The sequence below is a fragment of the Rhodopseudomonas pseudopalustris genome, assembly GCF_900110435.1.
In the GTDB taxonomy this organism is placed as follows: domain Bacteria; phylum Pseudomonadota; class Alphaproteobacteria; order Rhizobiales; family Xanthobacteraceae; genus Rhodopseudomonas; species Rhodopseudomonas pseudopalustris.
Genome location: NZ_FODT01000007.1, coordinates 111598 through 123958 on the forward strand (window position 1 = coordinate 111598; position 12361 = coordinate 123958).

10 protein-coding genes and 1 pseudogene are annotated in these 12361 nt (G+C 64.1%); 6 read left to right on the top strand and 5 right to left on the bottom strand.

Annotation, left to right across the window (positions count from 1 at the left end; genetic code table 11):
- Positions 1-38 precede the first annotated feature (38 nt).
- A complete protein-coding gene (locus BMY71_RS15005) occupies positions 39-815 on the top strand; it encodes an enoyl-CoA hydratase (RefSeq protein WP_092685015.1) in 777 nt (258 codons plus the stop codon).
- Positions 816-901: 86 nt separating this feature from the next.
- Here the strand turns inward: BMY71_RS15005 and BMY71_RS15010 are convergent, their stop codons facing one another.
- The 4 genes and pseudogenes from BMY71_RS15010 to BMY71_RS15025 all read right to left on the bottom strand — a co-directional run bounded on the left by BMY71_RS15010 (position 902) and on the right by BMY71_RS15025 (position 6048).
- The gene (locus BMY71_RS15010) at positions 902-3223 is read right to left on the bottom strand and encodes a nitric oxide reductase activation protein NorD (protein WP_092684763.1); all 2322 of its coding nucleotides are present in this window, start codon (positions 3221-3223) and stop codon (positions 902-904) included.
- 39 nt (positions 3224-3262) lie between these two features.
- The gene (locus BMY71_RS15015; RefSeq protein ID WP_011501968.1) at positions 3263-4072 is read right to left on the bottom strand and encodes a CbbQ/NirQ/NorQ/GpvN family protein; all 810 of its coding nucleotides are present in this window, start codon (positions 4070-4072) and stop codon (positions 3263-3265) included.
- A 151-nt stretch (positions 4073-4223) separates the two neighbouring features.
- On the bottom strand, positions 4224-4586 hold the full coding sequence (locus tag BMY71_RS15020) for a ribulose bisphosphate carboxylase small subunit (protein ID WP_011501969.1): 363 nt from the start codon (positions 4584-4586) through the stop codon (positions 4224-4226).
- Positions 4587-4628: 42 nt separating this feature from the next.
- A pseudogene (locus tag BMY71_RS15025) lies at positions 4629-6048 on the bottom strand (form I ribulose bisphosphate carboxylase large subunit).
- Positions 6049-6166: 118 nt separating this feature from the next.
- Here BMY71_RS15025 and BMY71_RS15030 point away from each other — a divergent pair.
- The 3 genes from BMY71_RS15030 (at position 6167) to BMY71_RS15040 (ending at position 9577) form a co-directional block, all read left to right on the top strand.
- Positions 6167-7123, top strand: coding sequence for a LysR family transcriptional regulator (locus BMY71_RS15030; RefSeq protein WP_244526065.1), 957 nt, complete (start codon positions 6167-6169; stop codon positions 7121-7123).
- Positions 7124-7293: 170 nt separating this feature from the next.
- Entirely contained in the window at positions 7294-9384 is a 2091-nt protein-coding gene (locus BMY71_RS15035) for a carbon starvation CstA family protein (RefSeq protein ID WP_092684767.1), read from the top strand.
- Positions 9377-9577 carry a YbdD/YjiX family protein gene (locus BMY71_RS15040; protein ID WP_430715333.1) on the top strand — a complete coding sequence of 67 codons (201 nt, stop codon included), beginning with the start codon at positions 9377-9379 and terminating at the stop codon, positions 9575-9577. Before BMY71_RS15035 ends, BMY71_RS15040 begins: the two co-directional genes overlap by 8 nt.
- Positions 9578-9640: 63 nt before the next feature.
- On the opposite strand, the gene BMY71_RS15045 is transcribed toward BMY71_RS15040, so the two are convergent.
- Positions 9641-10345, bottom strand: coding sequence for a TetR/AcrR family transcriptional regulator (locus BMY71_RS15045; protein ID WP_011501974.1), 705 nt, complete (start codon positions 10343-10345; stop codon positions 9641-9643).
- Positions 10346-10588: 243 nt separating this feature from the next.
- Between BMY71_RS15045 and BMY71_RS15050 the strand changes: the two genes are divergently transcribed.
- Complete coding sequence (locus BMY71_RS15050) at positions 10589-11140, top strand: cytochrome b (RefSeq protein ID WP_092684771.1); 552 nt, start codon at positions 10589-10591, stop codon at positions 11138-11140.
- A 96-nt stretch (positions 11141-11236) separates the two neighbouring features.
- On the top strand, positions 11237-12349 hold the full coding sequence (locus BMY71_RS15055; protein ID WP_041805207.1) for an efflux RND transporter periplasmic adaptor subunit: 1113 nt from the start codon (positions 11237-11239) through the stop codon (positions 12347-12349).
- The last annotated feature ends 12 nt before the right edge of the window (positions 12350-12361 follow it).

Here is a 12361-nt window from a genome sequence, read left to right on the forward strand (position 1 = left end):
GGAAATCGGTGGCGGGAGACAACACCAGGAGCAAGCTCGTGCCAGAGAACGTGATCATCGTCGAAAGGGAAGGGCGGGTCGGGATCGTCACGCTCAATCGGCCTGAAGTCCTCAACGCGCTCAACGATGAGCTGATGGATGCGCTCGGCGCCGCGCTGCTCGACTTCGACGCAGACGACGGCATCGGCGCCATCGTGATTGCCGGTACGGCGCGGGCGTTTGCGGCAGGCGCCGACATCGCGGGCATGGCGGAATGGAGCTACAGCGACGTCTACAGTTCGAACTTCATCACCCGGAACTGGGAGACCATCAAACGGGTCCGCAAGCCGGTGCTGGCGTCGGTCGCGGGTCTCGCATTCGGGGGCGGATGCGAATTGGCGTTGGCGTGCGACATCATCATTGCCGCCCGCAACGCGAAGTTTGCGCTTCCGGAGATCAAGCTCGGCCTGCTGCCGGGCGCAGGCGGCACGCAGCGCCTGCCGCGCGCCATTGGCAAGGCCAAGGCGATGGACATGTGCCTGTCCGCACGCCCGCTCGACGCTGAAGAGGCCGATCGCTATGGCCTCGTCTCACGCGTGGTCGACGATGACAGGCTCCGCGAGGAAACCATGAAACTCGCCACGACGATCGCTTCGTTCTCGGCTCCGGCATTGATGGCGCTGAAGGAAAGTCTCAATCGCGCTTTTGAAATTCCGCTTGCGGAGGGCATCCTGTTCGAACGGCGCGAACTGCACGCCCGCTTCGCGACCGCCGATGCCCGCGAGGGCATTCGGGCCTTTCTGGAAAAGCGAAAGCCGAGCTTCGTCCATCGCTGATCGCTCGGCGCCCGGCTTCGCAGCCGCAGCGCCGGTGCTCTTACCGGAATCTCCGGCGGGCGCACACTCGCAACGCATCCTTCGCGTCAGCGCGTCAGGCTGCCGAACAAGGTCGGCAAGCGTTCCGGCAGGCGGCTAACGTGATCGATCACCGCAAAGCCGCCGGCGCCGAAAATCCGTTCGACATAGCGGTCCGCCAGCGGATCGAGGCTGAGGCAATAGGTGCGGATGCCGTCGGTACGCAAATCTTCGACCGCCTTCTTGGTATCCATGCGCAGGTGCTGCGGATCGCGCTCATCGACATCGGCCGGCGCGCCGTCGGTGATCACCAAGAGCAGCCGGTGCGCTTCGCGGCGCTGCGCCAGATAGCGGCCGGCATGGCGCATCGCGGCCCCCATGCGCGTCGATAGCCCGCCGGACATGCCGGCCAGTTTCGACTTGGCGTCGGCGTCGAAGCGCTGATCGAAATCCTTGAAGCGCATATAGCGCACGTCATGGCGGCCGTTCGAGGAGAAGCCGTGGATCGCGAACGGATCGCCGATTCCGGAGATCGCCGTCGACAGCAGCGCGCAGGCTTCGCGGGTCAGATCGATCACCGAGCGGGTCGAACCATGCACCGGCTCATTGGTCGATTCCGACAGGTCGATCAGGATCAGCGCCGCCAGATCGCGGCGATGGATCACGTTGCGCATGGTGATGCGCGCATCCGGCTGGCGGCCGAGACGCAGCATCACCATGGCGTCGACCGCCGCGCCAAGATCAAGCTCCTCGCCGTCTTCGAGCCGGCGCACCCGCTGCAGCCCCTGCGGGCGCAGCTGATCGACGATGCGCCGCACCCGCTGGCCGACCGCCTTCTGCTCGGTCAGCATGGTGTCGATCACCGCCGGCGCGCCGCGGGTGGCGGCGTGCTCGCGCAGCGTCACCCAGTTCGGACGAGCCACCTGCATCTGGTAGTCCCATTCCGGATAGTGCACCGGCGCCGACACCTGCGGCCGGCCCTCGCGCTGATTGTAGGAGACGCCTTCGTCCTCGTAGGGGAACAGCTCGGTGCCGAGCACCCAGATTTCCTGGGCGTCATCGCCGGCGTTTTCGACATCGGTCTCGTTGATGAACTCCATCAGCCCGACCCGGCGGCGAATCTGCGCTTCGCCGGACGCGGCGCCGCCGAACATTTCCAGCCGGTCGAAATGTTCCGGCTGCCACAGAAAGCGGTTGTCGTCGCGCCAGGGCAAACGAATCCGCTCCAGCAAGCGGAGGCTCGGCATGATCTTCTGCGCGGTCAGATGGTCGGCCAACGCCCGGCCAAGATTGAGCGAGATGTTTTCGCCTTGCTCGAGCGCGGCGTGGAAACGTGCCGCCAACGCATCGAGCTTGGCATCGCCAATGCGCTCGGCCGGATCGAGCAGCGCCAGCGCAAAGCGTTCCAGCACGGCGATGGTCGGATGGCTGGGAGGCGGGGTCGCCTCGGTCGGCATCAACGAGCGCCACAGCCGGCGCAGGCCGGGGAAGCGTTTCACCGCCAGACGCTCGACGCGGGCGTCTTCGACAAAGCCGATCAGAAAGCGTTCGGCCGGCGTCAGCCCGTCGGCCACCGGCAGCCGGCCGGTATAGACCAGATGCGCCGCCAGATGCGCGGCCATGGCGCGATAGACATCGAGGCCCGACACCGTGCCATGCACGTCGGCGGCGTCCGGCAGATGCAGCCGGCCGTCCTCGATGAAGCAGCGGAAATCCTCGTGATCGCTGATCGTCGGCCGCAGCAGGAAGTCGCGGCCCCAGAATGCCCGCAGATAGGCCGACAGCCGGCGCTGCACATCGACAAACAAGGTGCCGCGGCGCTCGCGCTCCAGCACCGCGCGGCTGTCCTGCGATTCCAGCCCGAAATACGCGGCCTGCGCCGCGAGATTGCGCTGATGCGCCTCCGCGCCGAATTCGGCCCAGGCGCGCAGCCCCGACAGCGTCAGCCGGTTCAACAACTCGTCGATACGGCTGAGCATCGGCCGCAGCCCGCGCGGCACGCGGGCTGCAAGACGATGCAGCAGTTGCAGATAGACGGCCACCAGTTCCGCATCGCTGAAGCGGCTGGCGGCCGCCGGCAGGCTGGCGAAGGTCATCGCCAGCACGTCGCCGGAGGTCATCGAGGCAAGCTTCATCACCGCCAGGCGGCAATCGCGGATCGCTTCCTCGCCGCACTCGCGCGCCACCATCGGCATCGCGTCGAGATAGGCGACGACGACGGCGCTGCCTTTGCCGAGCCGGGCCAGGCCGCAGGCGCCGTCGAACAGGTCTTCGAGCCCGGCCGGCGACAATTGCCGGACCGCGTCGGCGTAAACAGCCTGAACCAGGTCGGAGAGCCCCGGCGCAGTGGTGTCGAGTTCGGCTTGGTATGCTTCGAGCTTGATGGTCATGCTGTTCGCCTTCTGCCGTCAGATCTCAGCGCTGGTGTCTCACCCGAAGAAGGTGTCGACCGCGGCGTCGAGGGTGTCCTGCATGTCCGGATCGTCGGTCAGCGGCCGCACCAGCGCGGTGCGGCAGGCGTCCGCCGGCGGAATGCCCATCGCGATCAGCCGGCCGGCATAGACCAAGAGACGGGTCGAGATGCCTTCATCGAGGCCATGGCCGCGCAGATTGCGGCTGCGCTGCGCCACCTCGACCAGCTTGGCGGCGACGGCGGTGTCGACGCCGGCTTCGTGCGCGACAATCTCGGTCTCGACATCGGGATTGGGGAAGTCGAACACCATGGCGCCGAAGCGCTGCCGGGTTGACGGCTTCAGGTCCTTGGTCAGGCTCTGATAACCGGGGTTGTAGCTGATCACCACCTGGAAGTCGGGATGGGCTTCGACCACTTCGCCCTTCTTTTCCAGCGGCAGCGTGCGGCGGTGGTCGGTCAAAGAGTGGATCACCACCACGGTGTCCTGACGGGCTTCGACCACTTCGTCGAGATAGCAGATCGCGCCCATCCGCGCTGCCAAGGTGAGCGGGCCATCGCGCCAGGTGGTGCCGTTGATATCGAGCAGGAAGCGGCCGATCAGATCGGCGGCGGTCATGTCTTCGTTGCAGGCCACCGTGATCAGCGGGCGCTGCAGCTTCCAGGCCATGTATTCGACAAAGCGCGACTTGCCGCAGCCTGTCGGACCTTTCAGCATCATCGGCATGCGCGCCGCATAGGCGGCGGTGTAGAGGTCAACCTCGTTGCCGACCGGGCGATAATAGGGTTGGGCTCCAATCCTGTAGGGGGCGCTGTCAATCTCGCTCATCGCGTGTGTCCTGTGTGACCGGTGAGGCGACCGGCGCGCCCTCAGAACTGGGCCCTGAGGGCCGCCGGGCGGAGGCCGGGGGCGCGCGACTGCGCTGCGCAGTCATGCGCCCCCGTCCAGTTTTGATGTCAGGGGAGATCCGCAGCTGCGGTCAGACCTCGATCGGCGCGCGATACACCAGCATGCTGGTGCCTTGGGTCTGGACGACGTTGTCGTAGCCGATCAGTCGAACGTGGTGGTTCGGATTGGCGGCGCGGCAGGCCTCGATTTCGGTGAGGACACGGTCGACGTCGGTTTCGCCGAACATCGGCAGCTTCCACATGTACCAGTAGTAACCGGTGGCATGGCTCGGCTCGGTGTGCTCGATCGCCGCCGTCCAGCCCTGGTTGACGATGTAGTTGATCTGCTTGCGCAGCTGCTCGGCATCCATCGGCGGTAGATAGGAGAAGGTGCCGAGCTTGCGGCTGTTCGGATCGGAGATACGGGACTGATAGTCCTTTATCGGAGTGGTCATGATGATCGTTTCCAAAATTGGCGTGATGCAAGATGCAGTGGTTTAGCGGTGCGGCGCGTCGAGCTTGTCGACCACGTCGAACTCGAACTTGATCTCGCGCCAGGTTTCCATCGCCACCTTCAGTTCCGGGCTCGACTGCGCGGCGGCGGTGAGGATGTCCTTGCCCTCGCGCTCCACATCGCGGCCTTCGTTACGGGCGCGCACGCAGGCTTCGAGCGCGACGCGGTTCGCGGCCGCACCGGCAGCGTTGCCCCACGGATGGCCGAGCGTACCGCCACCGAACTGGAACACCGCGTCGTCGCCGAAGATCGCGAGCAGCGCCGGCATGTGCCAGACGTGAATGCCGCCCGATGCGACCGGCATCACCGGCGCCATGTGGCCCCACGGCTGATCGAAGAACAGGCCGCGGCTGCGGTCTTCCTTGACGTGGCGCTCGCGCATCAGGTCGACCCAGCCGAGCGTCGCGGCACGGTCGCCTTCCAGCTTGCCGACCACGGTGCCGGAGTGCAGATGGTCACCGCCGAGCAGGCGCAGCAGCTTGGCGAGCACGCGGAAGTTGATGCCGTGGCGCGGGTTGCGGTCGATCACGCCGTGCATCGCGCGGTGGACGTGCAGCAACATGCCGTTGGCGCGGCACCAGCGCGACAGGCTGGAATGCGCCGCCCAGCCGATGGTCAGATAGTCGCTCATGATGATCGGCGAGCCGATCTCCTTGGCGAACTCGGCGCGGCGATAGATTTCCTCCATGTTCGGCGCGGTGACGTTGAGGTAGTGGCCCTTGCGCTCGCCGGTCTCCTGCTCGGCCTTCTCGATCGCTTCCTGGCAGAACTCGAAGCGGTCGCGCCAACGCATGAACGGCTGCGAGTTGACGTTCTCGTCGTCCTTGGTGAAGTCGAGGCCGCCACGCAGACACTCGTACACGGCGCGGCCGTAGTTCTTGGCAGAGAGGCCGAGCTTCGGCTTGATGGTGCAGCCGAGCATCGGGCGGCCATACTTGTCGAGCTTGTCGCGCTCGACCTGAATGCCGTGCGGGGGGGCCGTCGCAGGTGGTGACGAACCACAGCGGGAAGCGCACGTCTTCCAGGCGCAGCGCACGCACCGCCTTGAAGCCGAACACGTTGCCGACCAGCGAGGTGAAGACGTTGACGATCGAGCCTTCTTCGAACAGGCCCATCGGATAGGCGACGAAAGCATAGAACGCTTCGTCGTCGCCGGGCACGTCTTCGATGGCGTAAGCGCGGCCCTTGTAATAATCGAGATCGGTCAGCAGGTCGGTCCACACCGTCGTCCAGGTCGCGGTGGACGACTCGGCGCACACGGCGGCGGCGGCTTCCTCGCGCGGCACCCCGGCCTGCGGGATCACCTTGAACACCGCGAGAATGTCGCTGTCCTTCGGCGTGTAATGAGGGTCCCAATAGGTTTCGCGGTATTCCCGCACTCCCGCCTGATAACTCTTCAGCATTGCATGTCCCCTTTGGTGCCGGCCGCTTGAACCGGGCCGTCATGGCGGGGAACCTAGGAACTTGAGTTCATAAACAGAAATTGATAGTTTCAATCGTAACGATTTACTGGATGTTATGATGGCGCGAATGCATCTGACCTTGCAGCAGCTTCGACTGTTCGAAGCAGTATCAAGGCACCGGCACTTCACCCGCGCGGCCGAAGAGTTGCATCTGACCCAGCCCGCAGTGTCGATTCAGCTTCGGCGCCTCGAGGAGAACGTCGGCGCCAAGCTGTTCGAGCATATCGGGAAACGCTTTTTCCTCACCCCCGCCGGGCATGAGATGCAGGCCGCCTGTAATGATATCCTTGGTCGGCTGCAAGTGCTCGAGCAATCGCTCGACTCACTCGACGACACGCTGAAAGGTCCGTTGCGGCTGTCTGTAGTCACCAGTACCAAGTACTTTCTACCGCATCTGCTGGGCTCGTTCATCGTCGATCATCCGGCGGTGTTGCCGCGGTTGATCGTCACGAACCGCGAGCGCGTGATCGAGCGCCTGGTCGAGAATCTGGACGATTTCGTCATCATGGGGCAGGCGCCCGACGACCTCGCGGTCGAAGCCCACCCGTTCTACGAAAACCTGATCGTCGTTGCGGCCCATACCCAGCACCCGTTGTCTGCGGTGCGTTCTATTCCGCCGTTGCAGATCGCCCGCGAACGTTGGCTTGTGCGCGAGGCCGGGTCCGGAACCCGTTCGGCGTTCGACCGCTATCTGATCGAAAATGATCTGGCGATCACGCCTTACATGGAGCTCGGCAGCACCGAGGCGATCAAGCAGGGTGTGATGGCCGGGCTCGGCGTGTCGGTGCTGCCGATCTCGAGCATGCAACTCGAACTGACCAACGGCTGCCTCGCGGTGCTCGACGTGCAGGGCTTTCCGCTGTGCCGGCGCTGGAACGCGGTGTGGTTGAAGGGCAAGACCCTGTCGCCCGTGGCGCGTGCATTCGTCGACTTCCTCCTTGCCGGCGCTTCGTCCGACCGAACGTCTCCGCTCGCCGGCGGCCGCCTCAGCGCATCGAACGCGCCAGGGAACTGATGACGAAGAGAGGCTCGCCACCGCCAAGGTGATCCGCTGCGCTCGTCGTTGTCGAACCGCAATTATATCATGCGGGGTTTGATCGGAATCAACGCGGGATCTTTCGGTGGAGAATTCATGCTCAACCGACCGTCAGAAGTTCTGTCTGGCTGAGATCGAGAAGGAAAGACATGAGTTCGCTCGCCACCAAGGGAAGTTCGCTTCAGTCAAAGTTGCTCTGGGCCGCAGTGATCGCGCTTGGTGTGTTTTCGTTCGGAATTGTCGCGCTCAGCAGAGGCGAGAGCATCAACGCGGCATGGCTCGTCATCGCAGCGGTGTGCGTCTATTTCATCGCCTACCGTTTTTATGCGCTGTTCATTGCCACCAAAGTACTTGGCGTCGATCCTGCGCGGCAGACTCCTGCCTACCGCCACAATGACGGCCTCGACTACGTCCCGACCAACCGCTACGTGCTATTCGGTCATCACTTCGCGGCCATTGCAGGCGCCGGTCCCTTGGTCGGCCCTGTGCTTGCTGCCCAGATGGGCTACCTGCCTGGCACGCTATGGATACTCGCTGGCGTCGTCTTCGCCGGTGCGGTGCAGGATTTCATCGTGCTGTTTCTCTCGACGCGGCGCGACGGCCGCTCGCTCGGCGATATCGTGCGCGCCGAAATGGGCCCAGTGGCGGGGAGCATCGCGCTTGTCGGCGTATTGCTGATTATGGTGATCCTGCTCGCCGTGCTGGCGTTGGTGGTCGTCAAAGCACTGGTCGGCAGTCCGTGGGGCACCTTCACGGTGTTCTGCACCATTCCGATCGCCATGCTGATGGGCGTCTATGCCCGCTTCATCCGGGTCGGTCGCATCGCGGAAATGTCGGTGATCGGCGTAGTCCTGCTGCTGGCGTCGCTGATCTACGGCCGGACCGTGGCGGACAATCCGGCGCTGGCGGCCTGGTTTGATCTCAGCGGCGAAACGCTCGCGCTGATGATCATCGGCTACGGCTTCGTGGCCTCGGTGTTGCCGGTGTGGCTGCTGCTGGCGCCGCGGGACTATCTGTCGACCTTCCTCAAGGTCGGCACCATGGCGCTGCTCGCGGTCGGCATCATCATCGTCCAGCCGGAATTGAAGATGCCGGCGCTCACCAAGTTCATCGACGGCACCGGCCCGGTTTGGTCGGGCGGCCTGTTCCCGTTCCTGTTCATCACCATCGCCTGCGGCGCGGTCTCAGGCTTTCATTCGCTGATCGCCTCCGGCACCACCCCGAAGATGGTGGAAAATGAGAGCCAGCTCCGGTTCATCGGCTATGGCGGAATGCTGACGGAATCCTTCGTCGCCATCATGGCGATGATCGGTGCCACCGTGCTCGAACCCGGAATTTATTTCGCGATCAACAGCCCGAGCGGTGTGATCGGCACCACCGCCGTGCAGGCCGCGCAGGTGATCTCGAGCTGGGGCTTCACCCTCACCCCCGACATGATCAACCAGCTCGCCCAGGACGTCGGTGAGAAGACGCTGCTATCGCGCACCGGCGGCGCCCCGACACTCGCGGTCGGCATGGCGCACATCCTGTCGGGCATGTTCGGTGGCCGCGCCTTGATGGGGCTGTGGTATCACTTCGCCATTCTGTTCGAAGCGCTGTTCATCCTGACCACGGTCGATGCCGGCACCCGCGTCGCCCGGTTCATGATCCAGGATATGATCGGCAGCGTCGTGCCGTCGTTCCGCAAGACCGAGTCGTGGACCAACAATCTGATCGGATCGGCATTGGCGGTCGGCGCCTGGGGGTACTTCCTCTACCAAGGCGTGATCGACCCGATGGGTGGCATCAATACGCTCTGGCCGCTGTTCGGCATCTCCAATCAGATGCTGGCGGCGATCGCGTTGATCTTGTGCACGGTCGTCCTGTTCAAGATGAAGCGCCAGCGCTACGCCTGGGTCACGATCGTGCCGACCTTGTGGTTGCTGATCTGCACGCTGACGGCGGGGTTCCAGAAAATCTTCAGCGCCGAGCCGAAGATCGGCTTCGTTGCCCATGCGTGGAAGTTCAGCGACGCTGCCGCGGCCGGCAAGATCCTGGCGCCGGCGAAGACCATGGCGGAGATGAACCGCATCATCGTCAACGATTATGTCGACGCGACACTGTGCGCGATGTTCGTCGCCGTGGTGTTGTCGATGATCGTTTATGGCGCCATCGCTATCCGCCGGGCCTTGAGCGATCCGAGGATCACCGCCAACGAGGTTGGCATGCCTGCGAACATCCGAGGAGCCGACCTTGCGTGACCTCATGGCGCTGAAAGAATGGTCGGTACGCGCCGCGCGTCTGATGGTCGGCATTCCCGACTATCAGACTTACGTGGAGCACCGCCAGGAGCAGCATCCGGACAAGCCGATCATGAGCTACGGCGAATTTTTCGTCGAACGCCAGAATGCGCGCTTCGCCGTCGGCAAAGGCCGCTTCCGCGGCTGTTGCTGAGCGGGGACGGCGAGGGCGCCGGCGGGCGAGGATCGAAGCGCCCGCCGGAGGCGATATCGTTCGTCACGATCGGCGAGGTCGAGGTGCGCTGGCATTGCCTGGAGACCGGCTGGTGTCGCGTTTGCGCTTGTGAGCGGCTGTCGGCGACAGAGCGGGTGTCGTCGGGCCATAGGCCGCTAGAAAAACATCGATGGCGCGTTCGATGGCCTGATCGATTTCGGTCGCGTTTTTATTCTCCTTGAGATCGAGCGTCGACGACCAAAAGGTCTCCGCCTCGAGCAGAAATCGCAGGTGGTGCGCCCCAACGGTCGGGTCCGGCACGTTGAGGCGGCCGACCTTGGTGGCTGCCGCCAGATAGGCCGCGAATGCCTCGACGCCTTTCCGCGGCCCGGCGTCATAGAAAACCTGGCCGAGGTTTCCGACCGATCGTTGCGCCACCGCAAGACGTAAAGCAGTCACGGAACTGGGCGAAGTCACCAGCCTGATCAACTGCCTTCCGACATCGAAAATCACCTGGCGAGGGTCTTCGTCGGCCCGTTCCGCCATTCTGTGCAACGCGGGCATGATCTGTTTGGCGACGACCCGCAGGCTGACGTGGACGAACAACTCTTCCTTCGATGGGAAGTACCCATAGAGAGTTGCCTTCGACCCCCCCAGCCGCTTGGCGATTTCGGACATGGAGGCGCCGTCGAGCCCACGTTCGCGGAACACTTCGGCCGCCGTCTCCAGGATTGCTTCCCGCTTTGCCTCTGTCCGTACCCTTACCATGACCGCTCCATGGGCGTGTTGCCTGGGCCCATGTCTGGCGCGCCGAAATCCGCGGAATGGACAGCCGTTGATGCGATGCCGCCGGCCAGCCGTCAAACGCCGTCCACGGCCGACAAAGGGAGGCTCGTCGATGCAGCGTCAATACTGAACCGCTTGTACAGTATTGTTTGACAGCTCCGGCGCGTCAAGCTAAAACATCTAATACCGTACGTACGGTATTGTTTGTATCTTTTGGAGACGGCAATGGAGACCACGGCGAACCCGCAGGAGCGCTACACGCGCATGGCCATTCTTCTGCATTGGGGGATGACGGCGATCATCTTCGGCTTGATCGGCGTTGGTTTCTACATGAGCAACTTGCCGCCTTCGCCGCAAAAATATGCGCTCTATGATCTGCACAAGTCGTTCGGCGTACTGGTGGTGTTGCTGCTCGCAGTGCGACTGGTGTGGCGTGCTGCGCACACCCCGCCAGAGCTTCCGGCGGCCTATTCGCCATTGCTGCGGAACGCCAGTCACCTCGGACACCTGCTGCTCTATGTCCTGATGTTCGCCGTTCCGGTCTCCGGTTGGGTGATGAGCGCAGCCGGTGGCCGTCCGGCCTCGCTGTTCGGATTGTCGATTCCTCCGCCGGTCGAAAAGAGCGAGCATCTCGCCGGCCTTTGGGGCGACATCCACTTCACGCTCGCTGCAGCCTTAGTGCTGCTCATCATCGGCCACACGCTGTTCGCGCTGAAGCATCACTTCATCGACAAGGATGGGCTGTTGAGGCGGATGTGGGGTGGCCTGCTCCCGTAAAGACCGCGTGAGGCGGGCTGTCCGATGCGGCGGGACGGTTCGCTCTGCGGCGCGATGATGCCGATCGACCAAAACTCTCCATCAAGGCCAAGGGCGATGAACAAGGCTCTCCTCTTCGGAAATACGCTCATCATCGTTATGGCGCTTGGGCTTGCGCTTGCGGCCTGCGACCCCGCCAGCCCTAAAGCCGAGCGCAAGGACGCGCCAACCCGCATGACGGATCGCCCGGTGCTGGTCACAGCAGTCCGCTTCGAGGACGATACCAGAACGCGCAATTTCGCCGCGACGGTCCGCCCCAGCATCGAAAGCGACCTCGGCTTTCGCGTCGCCGGCAAAGTCGCACGGCGGATGGTCCGAAATGGCGACCTGGTACGCAAGGGGCAAGCCCTGCTGGTTCTCGATACCAACGACCTCGAGCTGCAACGCGAGCAGGCCCAAGCCGAGGTGAGGGCCGCGACCACCAGTCTGGCGCAGGCCGAAGCGGACGAAAAGCGCGTCACCGAGCTGCAAAGTAAAGGCTGGGCGGCCGCGGCTACCCTCGAAAAGGGCCGTGCTGCAGCCGAGGAGGCCCGAAGCCGGCTGACCCGAGCGCAGCGCTCGGTGGACCTTGCCGCTCACGCGCTCGACTACGCAACCCTCGAAGCCGACGCCGACGGCGTCATCACCGCGACGCCGGTCGAGCCGGGCCAAGTGGTCGCGCCCGGCCAGGTCGCTGTTCGCCTTGCGCGACTGACCGAGATGGAAGCGCTGGTGGCACTGCCGGAAACTTTCGTCGAGCAGGCAAAAAGCGCGATCCCCAGCCTTTCGCTCTGGTCGCTGCCGGATCGAACCTACCGGGTGCGATTGCGCGAACTGGCGCTCGCGGCCGACCCGGCGACCCGCACCTATGCTGCCCGCTACAGTATCCTGGATGTCGACCAGGCCGTGCGGCTCGGTATGAGCGCGACGTTGACACTGAGCGAGTCGATCGGAGTGCGTGCGGCGCGATTGCCGCTCACTGCGCTGTTCAATCACGGCCAGGGTCCGTCGGTCTGGGTTGTCGATCAGGACGGCAAGTTGACGCCGCGCCGGGTGACGACCGCCCGCTATGACGACCGCAGCGTGCTGATCACGGCGGGGGTTTCCGAAGGCGAGACGGTGGTGCAGCTCGGGGTCGAAAAGCTCGACCCTGGTCTGACTGTCCGTCCGATCTCCGCGCTTGCCTTTTGATCCGCGGAGGCC

Coding starts and splice junctions, on each gene's coding strand:
- BMY71_RS15010 (WP_092684763.1), bottom strand. CDS start 3,223: ATGACCATCAAGCTCGAAGCATACCAAGCCGAACTCGACACCACTGCG.
- BMY71_RS15015 (WP_011501968.1), bottom strand. CDS start 4,072: ATGAGCGAGATTGACAGCGCCCCCTACAGGATTGGAGCCCAACCCTAT.
- BMY71_RS15020 (WP_011501969.1), bottom strand. CDS start 4,586: ATGACCACTCCGATAAAGGACTATCAGTCCCGTATCTCCGATCCGAAC.
- BMY71_RS15030 (WP_244526065.1), top strand. CDS start 6,167: ATGGCGCGAATGCATCTGACCTTGCAGCAGCTTCGACTGTTCGAAGCA.
- BMY71_RS15035 (WP_092684767.1), top strand. CDS start 7,294: ATGAGTTCGCTCGCCACCAAGGGAAGTTCGCTTCAGTCAAAGTTGCTC.
- BMY71_RS15045 (WP_011501974.1), bottom strand. CDS start 10,345: ATGGTAAGGGTACGGACAGAGGCAAAGCGGGAAGCAATCCTGGAGACG.
- BMY71_RS15050 (WP_092684771.1), top strand. CDS start 10,589: ATGGAGACCACGGCGAACCCGCAGGAGCGCTACACGCGCATGGCCATT.
- BMY71_RS15055 (WP_041805207.1), top strand. CDS start 11,237: ATGAACAAGGCTCTCCTCTTCGGAAATACGCTCATCATCGTTATGGCG.